The organism is Treponema putidum (assembly GCF_000755145.1).
GTDB lineage: Bacteria > Spirochaetota > Spirochaetia > Treponematales > Treponemataceae > Treponema_B > Treponema_B putidum.
Window position 1 is genome coordinate 931162 of record NZ_CP009228.1, and the last position, 18688, is coordinate 949849.

Annotated in this window: 11 protein-coding genes; 8 read left to right on the forward strand and 3 right to left on the reverse strand. The window is 38.5% G+C overall.

Annotated elements, in window-relative coordinates:
• Window positions 1-10 precede the first annotated feature (10 nt).
• From JO40_RS04165 to JO40_RS04185, 5 genes are all read left to right on the forward strand, one after another.
• Window positions 11-712: an ABC transporter ATP-binding protein gene (locus tag JO40_RS04165; RefSeq protein WP_044978196.1), complete on the forward strand. Its 702-nt coding sequence runs from the start codon at window positions 11-13 to the stop codon at window positions 710-712.
• A 1-nt stretch (window position 713) separates the two neighbouring features.
• Entirely contained in the window at window positions 714-1535 is an 822-nt protein-coding gene (locus tag JO40_RS04170; protein ID WP_044978197.1) for a hypothetical protein, read from the forward strand.
• A 149-nt stretch (window positions 1536-1684) separates the two neighbouring features.
• On the forward strand, window positions 1685-3304 hold the full coding sequence (locus tag JO40_RS04175; protein WP_044978200.1) for an ATP-binding protein: 1620 nt from the start codon (window positions 1685-1687) through the stop codon (window positions 3302-3304).
• Between the two features lie 67 nt (window positions 3305-3371).
• On the forward strand, window positions 3372-3956 hold the full coding sequence (locus tag JO40_RS04180; protein ID WP_044978201.1) for a DUF3793 family protein: 585 nt from the start codon (window positions 3372-3374) through the stop codon (window positions 3954-3956).
• 35 nt (window positions 3957-3991) lie between these two features.
• Window positions 3992-4429: a flavodoxin gene (locus JO40_RS04185; RefSeq protein WP_044978203.1), complete on the forward strand. Its 438-nt coding sequence runs from the start codon at window positions 3992-3994 to the stop codon at window positions 4427-4429.
• Window positions 4430-4532: 103 nt separating this feature from the next.
• Here JO40_RS04185 and JO40_RS04190 read toward each other — a convergent pair whose 3' ends face one another.
• Together JO40_RS04190 and JO40_RS04195 are read right to left on the reverse strand one after the other, a co-directional pair.
• Window positions 4533-13532 carry a FlgD immunoglobulin-like domain containing protein gene (locus JO40_RS04190; RefSeq protein WP_044978205.1) on the reverse strand — a complete coding sequence of 3000 codons (9000 nt, stop codon included), beginning with the start codon at window positions 13530-13532 and terminating at the stop codon, window positions 4533-4535.
• Window positions 13533-13633: 101 nt separating this feature from the next.
• The gene (locus JO40_RS04195; RefSeq protein ID WP_044978206.1) at window positions 13634-13861 is read right to left on the reverse strand and encodes a hypothetical protein; all 228 of its coding nucleotides are present in this window, start codon (window positions 13859-13861) and stop codon (window positions 13634-13636) included.
• A 116-nt stretch (window positions 13862-13977) separates the two neighbouring features.
• On the opposite strand from JO40_RS04195, the gene JO40_RS04200 reads away from it, so the two are divergent.
• Complete coding sequence (locus JO40_RS04200; RefSeq protein WP_044978208.1) at window positions 13978-15408, forward strand: cysteinylglycinase; 1431 nt, start codon at window positions 13978-13980, stop codon at window positions 15406-15408.
• 64 nt (window positions 15409-15472) lie between these two features.
• On the opposite strand, the gene JO40_RS04205 is transcribed toward JO40_RS04200, so the two are convergent.
• Window positions 15473-15988: an O-acetyl-ADP-ribose deacetylase gene (locus JO40_RS04205; RefSeq protein ID WP_044978210.1), complete on the reverse strand. Its 516-nt coding sequence runs from the start codon at window positions 15986-15988 to the stop codon at window positions 15473-15475.
• A gap of 279 nt (window positions 15989-16267) precedes the next feature.
• Between JO40_RS04205 and dnaN the strand changes: the two genes are divergently transcribed.
• A complete protein-coding gene (gene dnaN / locus JO40_RS04210) occupies window positions 16268-17371 on the forward strand; it encodes a DNA polymerase III subunit beta (RefSeq protein WP_044978212.1) in 1104 nt (367 codons plus the stop codon).
• Between the two features lie 8 nt (window positions 17372-17379).
• Window positions 17380-18462 (forward strand): DNA replication/repair protein RecF, encoded by a 1083-nt coding sequence (recF, locus tag JO40_RS04215; RefSeq protein WP_044978214.1) that lies wholly within the window; start codon window positions 17380-17382, stop codon window positions 18460-18462.
• Window positions 18463-18688 lie beyond the last annotated feature (226 nt).

Consider the following 18688-nt stretch of genomic DNA (forward strand, 5'->3'; position numbering starts at 1 on the left):
GGAGAAAAAAATGAGTATAATACTTGAAACGGAGCACTTAAAAAAAACATACTTGGGAAAAAAGACAGCTCTTTATGATGTCAGTCTCAAGGTAGAAAGCGGAAGAATCTACGGTCTTTTGGGGCCTAACGGTTCGGGAAAAACAACCTTTTTAAAAATAATTGCAGGACTTATAAAACCCACTGCCGGCAATTTTAAGGTATGCGGAAAAGAATTCGGTATGGATACAAAAAAGATGGTAGCCTTTTTGCCGGATAAAAATGTCGTATATCCTTGGATGACTTCGGAAGATGCTATTAATTTCTATGCAGATTTTTTTGAAGATTTTGATAAAAACAAGGCCTTGGAGATGCTGAAATTTATGAAGCTGGAGCCCAAGCAAACCGTAAAAACTATGTCGAAAGGTATGATCGAAAAACTTAATTTAAGCCTTACCTTTTCGAGAGCTTCAAAGCTTTATATTTTGGATGAACCTTTGGGAGGCACCGACCCTGTAGCCAGAGAGCAGATTATTAAAACTATAATCAAAACATGGACTGAAGAAAGTGCAATCCTAATTACAACTCATCTGGTTTCGGATATAGAGCATGTATTTAACGATGTAGCCTTTTTAAAAGAAGGCGAGATTGTTTTGGAAAGCGATGCGGAAGATTTGCGTACTACAAGAGGTAAATCTATTTATCAAATCTATCTTGATGTTTTTGGAGCATAAAATGGGAAGAATTTTTAAATATGAAATAAGGCGAAGGCTGAATACTATTTTGATTTTAAGCGGAACTATGATTGTATTGTCGATCGGCTCAATAATCCTCTTAAGTATCTTTAAAACGCCTTTCAGTGCAATGGGAACGACGGGAAACCTTTGGCTGGGCTTAACTTTTTTTGCCCTTGCCTTTATACCCCTCGTAATGTTTTTTACATGCAGCAACGGGCACATAGATGAGCTTTTGTACAAGGACACCAACTACCTTATGCTTACCATCCCTATAAGAAGCGAAGCTATACTGGGAGGCCGAATTATAGCAGGTTTTGTGGAATATTTAATATACTCTTTGGTTGCATGTATATTTTTTCTGATAATAGGAGCCCAGCAAGCTGTCTTTTATGAAGCAGCCGGTCAAAGTTTTATATCGGTTTTGAGAGGTGTATTCTATCAGATATTTGTACAAAATTTTCTTCCCTTTCTTTACGGTGTCTTATTATTGGTCTCATCATTTTTACTTGTAGGAACGGCTTTTATGTTTGTTAAGGCTTTAACCCGTTCTTTTATAAGAAAAAAGATGGCAGCTCAAATCATTGCAATCATTCTTTTTATTTTAATTTTTGAACGAATCATAGCCTTAGGTACTTATTTAAGTACAAGGTGGGATCTTGTGCAGTACATAGATTTAAGACTTATGTCTTCCCAATATTATAACTTTGTAAACATCCAGCCGCTGCCGGTTCATTTGGTTACAATAATTATGACCATGCTTATTTCAGCCGGTTTTTTTGCGGCTACAAGTTGGTTATTCGATAAAAAGGTTGAGCTATAACTTAACTGATGCACATTAACCGATACACAACCGCCAAGGCGGCAATTTTTTGAAAATAGCGTGACATCTCTACTGAGCTGTTACGCTATTTTCTTTTAACATTGAATAAACCCTTATCTTATGTTATAATAATGTTGAGGAGGGTAAAAATGGATTTCGATTTATCAAGAAAGATACCTATAGGTATACAAAGTTTTGAAAAGATGAGGAATGATAGGTATTTGTATGTAGATAAAACCAAATACGTGTATAATCTTGTACGTACTTCTTCTCCATACTTTTTAAGCCGTCCTCGCAGGTTCGGTAAAAGCCTCTTTCTTTCGACGCTCAAAGCCTACTTTTTAGGCCAAAAGGAGCTTTTTAGGGGTTTATATATTGAAAAAGCTGAAGAAAAAAGAGCCGAAATAGAAAAAAATGAAGCTTGGATGGAATATCCTGTCTTTTACTTGGATTTTAACATAGGCAGGTATGATGAACCTCATTCTTTAAAAAATCATTTAAACCTTGCCTTAAGTCAATTTGAAGAAATATATGGTTCTCATAAACAAGAAAAAGAAGCCGCTCAACGTTTTGCAGGTATAATTCAGAGGGCTTATCAAAAAACGGGCAAGCAAGCCGTCATTCTTGTAGACGAGTACGATAAGCCTCTTTTACAGACTATGGGAGTAAATGAAGCACTAAACGAAGAATACCGGAACACCCTGAAGGCCTTTTATTCGGTGATAAAAACATGCGACCAATATATCCGCTTTGCCTTTTTAACGGGTGTAACAAAGTTCAGTAAGGTAAGTATCTTCAGCGATTTAAACAACTTAAAAGATATAAGTATGCTGAATGACTATGCCGAAGTCTGCGGTCTAACTCAAGGCGAGATAGAAAATACTTTTAAGCCTGAAATAGAAAGGTTAGCAGGTAACACCAAGAATAGCTATGATAAAATGATTGAAGAGCTAAAAAAGAGGTATGACGGATATAAGTTCAGTGTTTTAGGGGAATCCGTCTATAATCCTTTTAGTATCTTAAGTACCCTAGATTCAGGAGAATTAAAAAACTATTGGTTTGCCACTGGAACACCGACCTTTTTAATAAATTACTTAAAAGATGCTCATTACAATATACCTAACTTAGACGGTAATGTAGAACTTGATGAGTCGATGCTTAATGAGTATAGGGCAGATACAAAAAACCCAATACCGATACTTTTTCAATCGGGATATTTAACAATAAAAGAATACATAGAAGAAGTTAATATGTATAGGCTTGGTTTTCCTAATGATGAGGTACGCTACGGGTTTTTAAAAAATCTTTTGCCGGCCTATTGTTCACTTAGACCTGATGAGACAGGAGTTTCAATATGGGAGTTTGTAGAAGATGTAAGAGCTGGAAAGGTAGATGAGTTTATGGAAAGGATGCAGGCGATAATAGCGGGCGTACCTTATGATAACTTACCCAAAGATAAACTTAAACTTAGGGAACAAAATTATCAGGCTGCCGTTTACTTAATCTTTAAGTTAATGGGGCAATTTGTGCAAACTGAAATATACTGTTTAAAGGGCAGGGCTGACTGTATAGTGCAAACAAAGGATTCTATCTACATCTTTGAGTTTAAACTAATGAGTGCAGGCAGTGCCGAAGATGCGATAGCTCAGATAAAAGAGAAGGGTTATGCGGATCAATTTAAGACTATGGGTAAAAAGATAATCCTTATAGGTTCGAGCTTTGATGAAGAGGAGCGGACTATCGGAGATTGGAAGACGGAAGAGCTTTAAACAATAATTAATAAATATTTAGTAAGTAACAGTTGACTTTATTTGAAATCTGTGCTTAAATAGACTCATGTTGAATATTGCTAACATCGAGTACAATTTAGTTTATTCTTGCGCGCCTTGTTTGGCAGGCCTTAAGCCCTCAAATTTGATTTCCGTATCAGCAGAAGATTTTAAGCAATTTTTTTTGCTTGATAAGGATTTGCTTGAATCTAAGGGCTTTTATCTAAAAGTTTTGTGTGCTTGTGAACGGGGCGCACAGATTCTTTTGTATAAAAAGGAAGCTCTGGAAGCTTTAATTAGGGATGAAAGAGTACAAAAAGCTCTTTTAATGTTCGGTTATGAGCTTAAGATGAGTTTGGAAGATATGTTGAATCTTTTAGCATCCAGAATGCACAGCTCACAGATGGACAGGCATTGTAAAAGATGCTGTTCTTTTCCGCATGAAATAGGGCTTTTTTTAGGCTATCCCGTATACGATGTTTTGGAATATTATAGACGAAAAGGTGAAGGCTGCATTTTTTCGGGCTATTGGAAGGTTTATTCCGATGCCGAAAAAGCAACTGAAATTTTTGATCGATATAATGAATGCAAAAAGCATTTTGCTTTGCAGATAGAAAAGGGCTTAAGGCTTTACGATTTGTTAAGCGCTTAACTCTCGATTATTTTTTTAACCATAGGAGGTTTTTTATGGCAAAAATTGCTGTTATTTATTGGAGCGGGACGGGAAATACTCAGTCGATGGCTGAATCCGTTCTTGAAGGTTTAAAGGCCGGCGGAGCAGACGCTTCTCTTTTTACCGTTTCGGAATTCGGATCAAAAAGCATTGATGATTATGACAAGATTGCATTCGGATGCCCCGCTATGGGTTCCGAAGAGCTTGAGCCGGATGAATTTGAACCCTTCTTTGCTTCTATTGAAGGAAAACTGTCCGGCAAAAAAATTGCCTTGTTCGGTTCATATGAATGGGCCGGTGAAGGTTCAGGCGGCGAATGGATGAGGAACTGGGAAGCAAGGTCTAAGGATAAGGGAGCCGACTTATTTGAAGAAGGCTTGATTATCTACGATGCACCCACTGCCGCCGGAAAAGACAAATGCAAAGAATTCGGCGAGAGATTTGCAAAATAAATTCAGATAAATCCTGTTTGTTTTTATAATTAAAAAAGTTTAAAAATTGATTTTTTAGGGCTTAGAAAACGGCAGTCTAAACTGCCGTTCTTTAGGCCTTTTTTTATTTAATAATCAGAATTTTTCTCACTTCATCTATATCGGGGCCGGCAATTCTGACAAAATACATACCGCTTGCAACCGGATTGCCGCCATTGTTTCTTCCGTCCCATAGATAAAAGTGGTCACCTGCATTGTGGTGAGAACGGGTTAAAGTGCGTACTATGTTGCCGTCCAAGGTCATAATCTGAATTGTAAGCATACCGGATTTTTTTAGGTGTGCAGCTATTGTGGCAGACTGCCCCTTGTGAGGATTTACAACATTGTCAAAGATTGACACGCCGCCCTTTTGCATTCGTACTCCTACAATTTTAAAATTCCAGACATCGAAGGAAAGGATATCGTTTGGATTTCGGAGTCTTGCACAGGGAAGCCAATTATTATAGACATACATAAACTGCCCCACCTTTCCTTCTTTTAAGGAAGGATCAGTTGATGGGATGATGGAGGTTATAAGGTTACCATTCAATGTAGGAGAATAATTTGTTGTGCCTGCCTGAGGATTTGCAAAAGAGCCGGGTGGTGATGGTATAGTATCGGGATGCCAAAATTTATGCTCCGCAGAGTTTTTTGAGAAAAAATGCAAGATAACATTGGAAGAAGAAGGTGCTTTTTCGGCGAGTACTCTAACATCAAGTGTAGGTAAGGCCGGGTCATTATCACCGGCATTAAAGTTACGTAAAACTATCGAGTTAGAAGCCGTCAAAGGTTTTACCATGTCGATTCCGATATCAGAGATGTGGGCTTTGTGTTTAAGTGTACCGAAATAATTTAAAGATACCTGATAGGTGGATTTAAGAATATCATCAGGATTAAATTTTTGAGTTCCGTCAAGTTGAATCTTCCATAAAGAATGTCCGGAAGGTATATATGAACTTGGTTCCTTGTGGACTGTTTGCAGATTAGATGTATAAGTTGTTACGCCGTCTGTAATTTGTAAGGAATGGTTTAAAGCTTTTAAACTATCAAATTCTTCTGTAGATAAGCTGTTGTCGTCAAACAAAAGATAGATATGGTTATCGTTGGGTTTTGCAAAGGAATTTACTATACGCAAGTTCGGCTTTACAAATATCCAGCCGTTTTTACTAATTGTTGAGCCGCTATCATCTTTACTGTCTTTTACGACATAGTATTTACCTGTAGGTTGAATCCTTACTTTGCCGGTATATATCATTAGAAAATTTCCTTTTGCAGTACCTGAAGTTAAACCATGGCTGTTGCTTAGATGAATTTCGGCACTATTAGAGCCGTTAATTGTTAATGGCTCTCCGTTTGCTCCGGAGAGAATTAAATCTCCGGTTACAGAAATTTTGCCACTTATGTTAAGAGTTTTTGAGGTAGTACTTGTTGTACACTCAAGGTTGCTGAATTTTGTATTGCTTGCAGTGCCGGTCCCTGTAATCGTTACGGTATTGCCGGTCGGATTAAGAGTTACCGTATTGGTTGCACCGGCGGTAAAGGTTCCGTTATTGGTAAACGATACTCCTTTAAAAGTTATTGTATTACCCGTACCGGTATTGAAGGTTCCATTGTTTAAGAAGGTTCCTTTTACCTCAATCTCAGAGCCGAGTTTTACCTTTGCTCCGGGATCGATTGTAAGATTGAATATGTTTTTATCGCCTGCACCGGTAAACTTAAGCTCCTGCTCGGGTATTCCCGTGCTGTTAAAGGTAAGAGTGCCGCCTGTTTGATTAAATTTACCTGCGGTTAGGTTGCCTTTAAGTTTTATATCTCCAGCTGTGGGCTTCCATAAATAACCATTATCAACTTTGATATTACCGTTTGACGTAACATTCCCCGAAGAGTCCCAATTTTTTTTTGCTTCAATGTTATTCGCTGTAATGGTGGAGCCTTTAGAGTCCCAAGCTCCCGTAACGGTAATATTATTTTCGGCCTGAGTTATAACTCCGTCTGCAGAAGTCCATTTAGCTGCCTCTATGTTTGTGCTGGCTGTTATAGTACCGCTGGTTGAGTTCCAGTCTCCTAGTACCTTAATTTTATTTGCTGTAATATTGTCTTTTGTAGTTATTGTTGAACCTTCGAGAGTAACATCTTTCCCTGTAGCATTTATTACTCCATTGTAAGTTTGAGTTGCATTACCGCTATTGATGGTAACATTGGAGCCTTCAACGGAGAGCTCTCCATTTACTTTTAAATTACTGTTTTCTGTTTCGCAGGTTCCTATATTATTTAAAATCAATTTATTATAACCGTCGGTACCTCCGCCCCATAACTTGATTGTTGTCGGTGCACTGTAATATTCAACCGTAGAATTTTGGGTTATTGTCATTCTGTTTAAAGGATTAGAATGTTCAAACCAGGTTTTTTGATCATCTGTACCTTTGAGTCTGAGGGTGCCTTTAGCGGTAAGTTCTGCGGTTGCAGTTTTTGCTGTATTTGAGTATATAAGTTTATCGGCTAGATCGAGGGTTGCGGTGCCTACAACTTCTACTTTTTTCGCATAATAATCTCCACTTCCCAATATGGGGTGGTTACCGGCTGCGACTGCACGCACTGTTGCAAATTGAGTTGGTTTAGGGGCATGAGAAGTTCTGGGTCTCCAGTTATTTGGATTATTCCAGTTATTATCGTTAGCCTCACCTGTCCATCTTAATTCATATACATTTGTGAAAATCCAGTTTTCAGGTTTACCGGCTATTATAGAATTAATGTTTCCGGTAGGCTTACTTTCGTCAGTGGTACAGGTATACGTAGAAGAAGTCAGAGATTTTATCGGAAGATTTTCAGCAACACCAAGCCACTTACATTCATAGCCTGAGGCGGTTCCCTGATTTGACTCTACATAAATTTCGGCATCATTATCTGTTCCCGATATATTAAGCAAGTTATTTATGTTCGATCCTTGCAAGGTTAAATTACCGTGTACGGAAATCTTTTTGTTAAATTGGATTTGCTTTCCGCCCGCATTAATACAGACGAGGTGGTGGAAGTCGGTGTTGTTTTGTGTACCTATAGCCCCTGCTGCCGTATTGCCTGTAATCTTGTGGTTGACATCATTCGTCAGAGTTACCGTATATCCGGGAGCTGTTGTTGCGTCAAAGGTTCCGTTGTTGGTAAAATTACCCTGAATCGTAATATCCGAGGCGAGTTTTACGCTTGCATTGGTATTTATTACAAGACTCTTTATTTTTGAATCGGATGAATTTGTGGAAAGCTGCCGGTTTCCCGTACCGTTAAAGATAAGATCTCCCTCAGTTTGAACAAATTTTGCGGCGTCCAAATTACCGGTAAGAGTTATTGTTCCTTTTTTGGATGTCCAGCTTCCTCCTAATAAAACAGTAACCGTTTGCGCGTTAACAGTCGAGTTACTTGTCCAATCTCCGTTTACAGTGATGTTTGCAGCGGTAACCGCCGTCAAGTTGGCGGGAGTGTCTTTCATTGTTTTTAGAGAAGCTGTTTTAAAACTGAGATTGATTCCTGTTGCAGTAATACTGCCCTTGTAATGTTGCGCTCCGGTTCCCGTATCTATTTCAAATATTGTAGGCGGTGTAGTATGAGTAACTTTAAATGTACCTTCAACGGTAAGAGGGGCTCCTCCCGTTACTAATTTATCCCTATTTTGGACTTGCAATTTATAATAAGTTCCGCCCCAGATATTGGCTGTTGAATTATCATAGTATACAACAGTTGAAGTGTTTTGAAGAGTAATTTTATCGGCAGGAGAGGCGGCTGCAAACCAATTTGTTTGGTCAGCCGTACCTTTTAGCTTTAGCATTCCATGAACGGTAAGCGGACTTCGTCCAGAGTTATCACTTATAACAAATCCGGCTATGTTCAAACTTGCGTTACTCTGCACGGTAACGGTGTTTGCTTCCGCATTAGTGCTAAGCAGGGGATAGTGGTGAGCGGATTCCGTTTTTTGCGGAATGGTTACATCCGTATTTTTTCCCGGAATCGCAAGAGCCGGCTCCCAGTTTCTTCTATTGTTCCAATTACTGTCAACAGAGCCTTTCCAAGTTAAAGTTCCATTATAATTCGTAAAAATCCAGTTTTCGGGTTTACCGGCTTGTATATCGGTATCCGAACCATCAGGCAGACTGTCTTCTGCCGTATAGGTACCGCCTGTAATTGGTATATTGGTTCTGACTTTGAGATATTGACCATGTGCTGAATTGGCTGTGGTAAGTGCAATGCTAGAGTTGGTTGAGATGCCCTCGATAGTGAGCTTATCCGTACTTGTTCCTGTAAGGGTTAAATTCCCCAATACCGATATTTTTTTGTCTATAGTAAGCGTTTTCCCGCCTGCACCTGTAAGACTTAGATTGCGGAATGTTGTATTGCTTGCAGTGCCGGTGCCTGTAATCGTTACGGTGCCACCTGGCGGAGGGTTAAGGGTTACGGTTGTGCCGGAGTCGGCAGTAAATTTTCCCAAATTTCCATTTTTTTCCGTATAGTAAATTTTTTCGGTAACGGTAATATCTCTTTTTAAAGCTAAATGTGCATCGCCCAGTATCTCTATTTCGGAAAAAGTCATCGTTCCGGAACTTCCTGTGCCTTTGGTTATTTCTAAACCATGGTTTCCACCACGGAAGGTTACTTTGTTGGCTCCGGCAGTAAAGGTTCCGTTACTTGTAAAAGTACCGCCTACGGTTATAGGTTTATTAAGGGTTAAAGAACCTGTACTCGGAATGGTTATATCGGTAAAGTTTATATTGTGATTAATTGAATTAGTATTTGCAGTACCGCTGAACACAAAGTTTGAAAAATGAGGAATAAAAATTCCGTCCTGTCCGTTTACAAAGGAGTTTTTAATATCTATTTGAACGAATTTATTATGCTCATTATTATTAATACCGGAAAGAACTACTTTAAGGGTTGCACTATCTGCAATTTTAAGGATGTGGAACTTATTTTCAGGCATAGGGGAAGGGCTCGCCTGGGTTCGTGTTATTTTAGCATTGGTACCTGTAAAGGTTACCGTTTTGCTATTTGTTTGTGCATCAAAGATACCGTCGTTTGTTAAGGTGCCGCTTATTTCGAGACTATCATTATTAAGCGTTACGGTTTTGCCGCTTTCTATGTTAAGATTTGCAAAAGATACGCCATTGCCGCTTATTGTTGAAGCGGCGGACACGGGGGCTGATCCTTTGACAAAGCTTACGGTTTTGCTGTTGACGGTAAAGCCTCCGCTGTTGCTAAAATCTTTCTTAATTTTTATATCCTGATTCAGGGTTAACGAAGCGGAAGATGCTATTTCAATATCGTAAAATTCGGTAACCTGCCCCGGATTTACAGATCCTATCGATGCTGCTCCGGTAAAGCTAACTTTTTTATCATTATGAGTAAAGGTACCCTTGTTTAAGAAGGTTCCTTTTACCTCAATCTCCGAGCCGAGTTTTACCTTTGCTCCGGTATCGATTGTAAGATGATTGATCTTTTTATCGCCTGCACCGGTAACCTTAAGCTCCTGCTCAGGCGTTCCCGTACCGTTAAAAGTGAGAGTTCCGGCTGTTTGATTAAATTGAACGGCGATAAGGTTTCCTTTAAGAGTTACGTTTCCAGCGGCTGTCCAGTCATTTGCTGTAATGGAACCGTTTGCGGTAATATTATCTAAAGAAGTCCATTTTCGTTGTGTATTAATAATATTTGCTTGAATCTTTTCCGATGAAGTCCACTCCCCTCCTGTGTTGGAAATTACGTTGATATTTCCATATCCATAAATATCTTTTTTTGTTTCTATTTTACCGTTTCCTGAAAAGTCGACTGTATTTCCATTAGTCATAAGGAATGATTCAAAAACCGTACCGCCTGCATTAGTAGAACTAAAGGTTGTTGATTTATTCAGGGTTACCATTTTCGTATAGGACTGCGAATCTGCATTAATGATAAAACTGCCTGTGGTATCAACGGTAAAATATTCATTTACTTTCAGATCTCCCGTTGTAAAGCTTGTTTTCCCTCCGCTTACTTTCAGGTTTTGATAGGGGCCGGCCCAAATGTCCGATGCGGCAGGAGAGGCACCGTAATACTCAACGGTTGAACTGTCACTAAAAGAAATTATTGCGTTTTCAAACCATTCTTTCTGTCCTTTCGGGTCGGATGCAGACGATGTTCCCGTCATTTTGAGAGTGCCGTTGTTTGTAAGCGGTGTAAAATCGTTAGATCCCGTTCCTTTTTTTATAATTTGCCCGCCTAAGTCAAGTTCCGCTCCCGAATTCACCGTAACGGATTTAGCCTGTGCACCGGCTGCTGTAAGTTTGGGATAGTGAGCAGCTGCCTCTTTTTGAGGAATTGTTACATCAGAGTTTACTCCGGGTATTCCGCATGGCTGCCAGTTTTGCCATCCATTCCAGTTACTCGAATGAGTTCCCTTCCAAGTCATAGGTCCGGCATAGCCACTAAAAATCCAGTTTTTAGGATTACCATCGGAAATAAGAAAACCGGAAACTTCGTGAGCCTTGCTTTCCGTTACGGTATAAGTTTTACCGCCGCTTTCCGGAATCATCGGTACATTTGTGTGTACTTTAAGCCATTTACCATTACCCGTTTGATCTGCAGAAAGCTCAATACCGGGACTATTGGTACCGCCTGCTATGGTAAGCAGTTGTGCATCGGCGGCCCCCGATCCTTGCAAGGTTAAGTTCCCGTTGACGCTAATCTTTCCGTTTATCGTGAGCGTTTTCCCACCCGCACCTGTAAGACTCAAGTGATGAAACTTTGTATTGCTTGCAGTGCCGGTGCCCGTAATCGTTACAGTATTGCCGGACGGGGCAAGGGTTACGGTATTGGTACCCGGAGTAAAGGTGCCGCCATTTGTGAAATTACCGCCGAAGGTTATGTTTTTACCGTTTGCATTAAACGTTGCTCCGCTGCTATTTATAAAGGCTCCGCCGACTGTTATATCTTTATTAAGGGTTACACTCTTACCGCTTGCTACGCTCAAGTTGTTAAAGCTTATCGCACCTGTTCCGCTTAATGTCGAGGTTCCGTTAAAGGTTACGGTATTGGTACCCGGAGTAAAGGTGCCGCCATTTGTGAAATTACCGCCGAAGGTTATGTTTTTACCGTTTGCATTAAACGTTGCTCCGCTGCTATTTATAAAGGCTCCGCCGACTGCTATATCTTTATTAAGGGTTACGCTCTTACTGCTTGCAACGGTCAGGTTGTAAAAGCTTATCGTACCTGTTCCGTCTATAGTTGAAGAACCGTTAAAGATGAAGGTTCCTGTCGCTTGAGCGAAAGAAGCAGAAGCAACGGTAAAGTCTTTGTTTACGGTTATAGACAAAGCTCTAAGATTTTGTCTTGTACCGCTTACTTTCAGATTTTCGTATGGGCCTGCCCAGACGTTTGCATTGGAAGGGGGGGCATCGTAATATTCAACAGTGGATGTGTTTCCGAGTGTTATGTTATCGTTATTTCCCGCACTAAACCAGCTCAACTGATCTCCGCTTCCCGTCATTTTAATAGTACCATTATTGGTAAGCTTTGCTGTAGGGGGGCCTTTTTTTATAGTATAATGAGTCAAGTCAAGTTCCGCTCCCGAATTCACCGTAACGGATTCGGCAGATACGTTCGCTGTAAGTTTGGGATAACGGCTTGTTGTCTGAATGGTAACGGGTGTATGGATACCGGGGATTCCATTTGGAGACCAGTTTGCGTAATCGTTCCAGTTTTGTGTTGAATTTCCTCCTGTCCACGTCATATTAATAAGGCAATCTTCAAATATCCAATTAGCAGACGGGGTTCCTTGAGGTTTGCTCTGGACTACAGTATATGTTCCTCCGGCTATTGGAATACCGGCTTCTACCGTTAAATATTTTCCTTTGGGAGGGGTGCCTGTTATAGGCGTGGGAGGAGTGTAAAAGTTAATCTCTCCGGCACTTTCCGGAGATACCGTAAGAGGATCTTTACTTGGAGGAGAAGCAGTACCTCCTTCTAGTTCAAGACCTTTTTCCGCTACTGAGATTTTGTTTTTTATTTTAAGCGTTTTATTTCCGCCGTTTATCAGCTTAAGTTTATAAAATTTAGTGTCGGTCGCATTGCCGGTGCCTGTAATTGTTACGGTATTGCCGGAGGGTATAAGTTTAACCGTAGATGTTTTTGGTTCAAAGGTTCCGTCAGTATTATCAAATTCTTCTGTAACAGTTATTTCTGTACCGCTTCCTGCATTAAAGGTTCCCTTATATATATTTTTAAAAACTTTAATTTTTATTTTTTTGCCATCCGCAAGTGTTACCTTGTTGTAAGGCGGCGGCGCAGGCAATTCTCTTTTATCTATTGCCAACGTTGAAAATTCCGTTTCGGTTGCGGTGCCTGTAATTTTGGATCCGAATCCGACAAAGGTTACCGCTTTGCTGTTGTGAGTAAAACTTCCGTTATTTGTAAACGTCCCTGCAACTTTAATATTGCTCCCAAGTTGTAACCCTGCACTGCCCGCTATCGTCAGGTTCCAAAACGTTGGTTCCGAATTAACAGGAGCAGTTATTGTTGAAGTCAAATTGGTAAAAGTAACGGTTGTATAATCGTTTGCATAAAAACCGCCGTTTTTTGTAAATGTGCCGGCAATCTTAATATTTTTTTCAAGTTTTAACTTTGCAGGGTTTGCAGCTACCGTCAGATTCCCAAACAGCGGTTCCGAACCGCCTGTACCTGTTATTTTGGAGCTGCTGCCGTTAAAGGTTACAGTGGTGTTAGGCCCTGCACTAAATGTTCCTCCGTTATGTGTGAAATTGCCGGAAAGGGTTAGGCTTGTGTTTCCTGTTATGTTAAGAGAACCTGAATTAATTTTAAGTGAATTTAAATTTATAGGTATGAAAGTGTTAAGGGCAGGCGCGTGTCCGTTAGAAGTTATAATCGCAGTATCGGAAGAAGTAGAGGGATATCCCGGATGGCCGGGAGGAAGCGTTCCCGAAAGTGTCCAGTTGCTTGAAGCATTCCAGGCTGAGCTATTGCTTCCGTTCCATGTAAAATCTGCAGCAAATCCCGCCGCCATCACAAAAAGAGTATATATCAGTGTAAATATAATTTTCTGTATTTTCTTCATAACACTATAATTATACATCTTTTTTTGTGAAAAATCCAGTCGGATATGGAGAAATTTGAGAAAGATATGGTGTTTAGTCAAAGAGAGGGTTCTACCCCTGATTATAGAGCTTCGATTTCTTCCCTGCTTAAGCCTGTACCTTCGGCTATTTTAGTAATATCAACTCCGAGTTTTTTAAATGCTGCCGCAGTTTCAAGCTTGGTTTGGTAAGAGCCTTGTTCAACTCCTCGTTCAATTCCTCGTTCAATCCCTTCAGCAAAGGCTATTTCACGCTCTTCTGCACGCTGTACAGCTATATCGGTTTCATAATCATATTCGGCTAGTAACATATTTAATACCTCTCTTTTGCAAATATGCGAGCATCTATCTTGCCGTTAATCGATAAAATATGTATACTCTCATTGTAAAGTAACAGTAACTTTAAACTAATATTTTTGGAGGAATTATGAAATTTAATATTGCAAAACAAGGCGGTATAGTTGCTCAGTTGGTTTTTGAGGACAAAATAGATGGCAGCTATCTTAATTATTTAAAAGAAAAAGAATTATTTTCCGGAAAGGCAGAAGAGGTTTATTATAATCTTGATGCCGATCTTAAAGCCAGAATTTTTATAGGGCTCGGCAAAGAAGAAAAAATTGATTTGGAGGTTTTACGGAAATCTTTTTTTAAGGCAGCGTCCGAACTTTTAAAGAACAAGATTACAGAGGTTGAACTCAATATTCCCAAACTTAATAACTTATGCACTTACAAAACAGCATCGGCTATTGCTGAGGGAATGCTTCATGCGACCTATCAATATGACAAATTCAAGAGCGACCGCAAAGAATTAACCGAAATTACGGTCAATTATAATCCTGAAAAAGGAAAGGAAGAAAGAGCTCAAAAAGGCGTCAATGAAGCCGTTAAACTTATGGAAGCGGTTTTTTTAACAAGGGACTTAGTAAACCAGCCGGCAAATATTATCTATCCTGAAACCTTAGCTCAAATTGCTAAGGAAAAACTGGAAGCAAAGGGAGTAAAGGTTACCGTTCACGGTAAAAAAGAAATCGAAGCTCTAAAAATGGAGGCATTCCTTAGCGTAGCCAGAGCGAGCACTAAGGAACCTAAACTAATTGTTATGGAATACTACAATAACCCTGACTCCGATGAAAAAATAGCTCTTGTAGGTAAGGGTTTAACCTATGACAGCGGCGGATACGCTATTAAACCTGCAACAAGCATGGTTACCATGTTTACGGATATGGGAGGCTCGGGTACGGTTATAGGTGCTATGCATGCACTGGCTGACCTAAAAGCTAAGGTAAATGTAGTAGCTGTTGTTGCTTCCTGCGAAAATATGATTTCAGGCGACGGCTACAGAAACGGAGATATTATCGGCTCAATGAGCGGTAAGACTATCGAAATTATCAATACCGATGCTGAGGGAAGACTTACCTTAGCCGATGCCGTTTATTATGCTACCAAGAATTTGGGAGCTACTAAGCTGATTGACCTTGCAACCCTGACAGGAGCCTGTGTATCTGCTTTTGGAGAACAGGTAAGCGGAGCGGTTACAAACAATGACGAATTTTTTGCAGATCTTGTAAAAGCAAATGAAAGAGCCGGCGAAATTGTATGGAAAATGCCCACAATAGATTATTATAAAAAAATGAATGAATCAAAAGTGGCCGATTTAAAGAACAGCGGAGGAAAATTCGGCGGAATGATGACAGCCGGCCTCTTTGTAGGTTCCTTCCTTGCAAAAGAAGATATCCCGTGGATACATCTCGATATTGCAGGAACCGCCTATATCACGGAAAATTTCGGCTATTTAAAAGAAAAAGCTACAGGAACCCTCGTAAAAAGCCTTTACTATATGTTAAGTAAAGAAGCTTAATTAAAGTCAACTTATGCTGTAGGAAAGTATATAACTTTTCTACAGCTATTATTTTACTAATAAATTATATCAATCTCTTATAAATCTCCTCATTTTCCTTTCCGAAGCAGACTATAAAAACTTTCATACAATCCTTATGTTCTTTTAAAAACGCGGAAATCTCGTTTAAGGCTATTTTTGCAGCCTCTTCTTTAGGATAACCGTAAACTCCGGTACTTATACAAGGAAAAGCTATGGACTTACAGCCGTATTCAAAAGCTAAATTTAAACAAGACTTATAAGAATTTGCTAAAAGTTCAGCTTCTCCGCTTTTTCCGTCCTCATAAATAGGTCCAGGCGTATGAATTACATATTTCGAAGGAAGTTTATAGCCTTCCGTTATCTTGGCTTCTCCTGTCTTACAGCCCTTTAATTTTCTACATTCTTTTAACAATTCGGGACCCGCAGCAGCATGAATAGCCCCGTCAACTCCGCTTCCGCCTAAAAGAGTGGTATTTGCAGCGTTCACGATAGCATCTACTTTTAATTTTGTAATATCGGCATTCATTATTTCTATGGGTAAAGTACTTGTATTTTCCATAGTTATAAATTATAACATAAAAAATCAAAATAAAACAATATATTTTGAGTGTATAACCTCTGTATTTTTTTTAGAATATATGTTAATATACAATTAAGTTTTGTGGATAACTTTTTTATTGCTGTACAATCAGTAATAAGCTGTTTATAGTTTTACGGACTTATAAATCTTTTAATTCCATATCCAATATAGAATTAAATAACTTATCAACAAATTCACAGGGCTTACTACTATAACTACTAATTATTATAAAAGATATAATAAACAAGGGAGAAGAAAATGAAAATAAGTTTTGACAGAGACACTCTTTTAAAGGAAATATCCATCGCTCAGGAAATTATAGCTACAAAAACAGCTCTAACAATCCTTTCAAACGTATTGTTATCGGTTAAAGACGGCAGTCTTACAATAAAGGCCACCGATATAAAAGTCAGCTTTGAAACAAAAATACCCGTAAACATAATTGAAGAGGGCTCAACAACGGTTTTTTGCGATAAATTTGCCGGTATTCTTTCAGCACTGCCTTCAGGTGAAGTAGAAATAGAACAAAAAGATCAAAAACTTACAATAAAATCAGTAGTGAAAAAGGCAAAATTCCAACTTAAAACAATACCTGAAAACGATTTTCCTGCCTTTACGGAACCTACAAATGTAAACTTCTTTAATATTCCTACAAAAGAATTTAAAGAAATGATTCATCAAACTATTTTTTCCGTTTCAGATGATGAAACACGCTATTTTATGAACGGTGTTTATATAGAAAACAAAGAAGACACCTTATATTTTGTTGCAACTGACGGAAGACGCCTTGCTCATATTAAGAAAAATTTCGGAATACCTATCCCCGAATTTAAAGGAGTAATTGTTCCTCCTAAAATTTTAAATATCATCAACAAAAGAGCATCTGACGAAGGAAACATAGAAGTAGGAATAGGTGAAAAAAACATATTCTTTAATTTTAATTCTTATAAATTCTCATCCGTTTTAATAGACGGTCAATTCCCTAACTATGAAAGAGTAATTCCTCAAAATCAAAACCTTTCTTTTGAAGTTTCAAGAACCGAATTTATCGAAGCCTTAAAACGAGTTTCTCTTTTAGTAGAATTAAAGACAAGAAGAATATTTTTAAACATTCTTCCCGGTTCTCTTATTATTTCTTCTCAGGAAAATGAAATAGGAAGTGCACGAGAAGAAATTCCTTGTAAATATGACGGTCAAGAGGTTATGCTGGCCTTAAACTATGTTTACATAGAAGACCCTTTAAAGACTATAACTTCAGACAGAATAAAGGTGGAATTTACCGAAGCCATGAAGGCTATAACCTTAAAACCGGAACCTGAAGAAGACTTTTTCCATATAATAATGCCTATGCAGACGGAGTAAGGTTATAAGTGCCCTTTCTTTCCGCCTCTTTCTATAATTTTAGAAATCTGGAAAATGCCACAGTAGATATTTCTTCTCCTGAAGTTTTTTTAGTAGGAAAAAACGGACAGGGGAAGACTAATTTTTTAGAAGCCCTCTATGTTTCTTCTTATGGAACTTCCTTTAGAACCAGATCTTTAGCTCAGATATGCACAAGGGATGAAAAAGAATTCAGTGTAAGATCTCTTTATAAAGAAACCGATAAAATAAGCCATACCATTTCTATAATAATTCAAGATAAAAAAAAAGATATTCAAAAGAATTTTAAAAAAATTAAAAATTCAAAGGAGTTGATAAGCACTATTCCGTGTATTTTGTTTCATGGGGACGATATAGAATTTGCCGTCGGAACTCCTTCAAGGAAGAGATTTTTTATAGATCAATCGGTTTCACTGTGCAATTCCGGCTTTATAGAAGACTTAGTAAAATATTCAAAGGCATTAAAATCAAGAAATATAATATTGGAACAAAAAAAGGCTTCTCTTTTAGATTCTATAGATGAAATTTTTTCTTCCCTTGCTTTTTTAATCACAAATGAGAGAAAGAATATTGTAGAAGAGTATTCAAAGTATTTTTCTTCAATGTATGAGGAAATAAGCGGAGTTTCAGGCGTAGAAATGGTTTACCGCCCCTCGATTAAGGTAGAAACTGAAAAAGATTTGCTTATCTTGCTTGCAGAAAAACGCCAAAATGATTTAATCGATAGAACAAGTTCTATAGGTCCCCACCGCGACCGTATTCATTTTATAAAAGATAAAAAGCCATTTACCGAAAGAGCCTCAAACGGTCAAAGGAGGCTTATCTCCCTTGTTTTAAGAATGATTCAAGCTAAAATCTATTCCAAAAAAACCGGCCGAAAACCCATTTTTTTGATGGACGATATTCTTTTAGAACTCGACCCCGAAAAACGCCAAAAATTCATGGAACTTCTCCCCTCCTATGAACAACTCTTTTGCACCTTCCTCCCCGGCGAACCCTATAAAAACTACCAAAAAGAAAATACTAAAATATTTTTTGTTGAAGACGGAAGGTTTAGTGTGGAGAGGGAATAAAATTCTTTTGATAAAATTTAATAAAGATAGGCCTAATCTGCCGACCGTTTATTTATTCGATTTGTTATTATGGTAGAAAGATTTAATTTTTTATTTTGCAGCAGTTTAGGTTGCAAAGTATCGGCTTTTATGATATTATGAGGAAGGGTCAAAAGGATGTTAGCTTGACGCACTATCGTGCGCTTTTTTATAAAATATAATTTATATCAATTGTTTATATGATGTT

Coding starts and splice junctions, on each gene's coding strand:
- JO40_RS04205 (WP_044978210.1), bottom strand. CDS start 15,988: ATGGAAAATACAAGTACTTTACCCATAGAAATAATGAATGCCGATATT.
- JO40_RS04195 (WP_044978206.1), bottom strand. CDS start 13,861: ATGTTACTAGCCGAATATGATTATGAAACCGATATAGCTGTACAGCGT.
- JO40_RS04175 (WP_044978200.1), top strand. CDS start 1,685: ATGGATTTCGATTTATCAAGAAAGATACCTATAGGTATACAAAGTTTT.
- JO40_RS04180 (WP_044978201.1), top strand. CDS start 3,372: ATGTTGAATATTGCTAACATCGAGTACAATTTAGTTTATTCTTGCGCG.
- JO40_RS04185 (WP_044978203.1), top strand. CDS start 3,992: ATGGCAAAAATTGCTGTTATTTATTGGAGCGGGACGGGAAATACTCAG.
- dnaN (WP_044978212.1), top strand. CDS start 16,268: ATGAAAATAAGTTTTGACAGAGACACTCTTTTAAAGGAAATATCCATC.
- JO40_RS04190 (WP_044978205.1), bottom strand. CDS start 13,532: ATGAAGAAAATACAGAAAATTATATTTACACTGATATATACTCTTTTT.
- JO40_RS04200 (WP_044978208.1), top strand. CDS start 13,978: ATGAAATTTAATATTGCAAAACAAGGCGGTATAGTTGCTCAGTTGGTT.
- JO40_RS04165 (WP_044978196.1), top strand. CDS start 11: ATGAGTATAATACTTGAAACGGAGCACTTAAAAAAAACATACTTGGGA.
- JO40_RS04170 (WP_044978197.1), top strand. CDS start 714: ATGGGAAGAATTTTTAAATATGAAATAAGGCGAAGGCTGAATACTATT.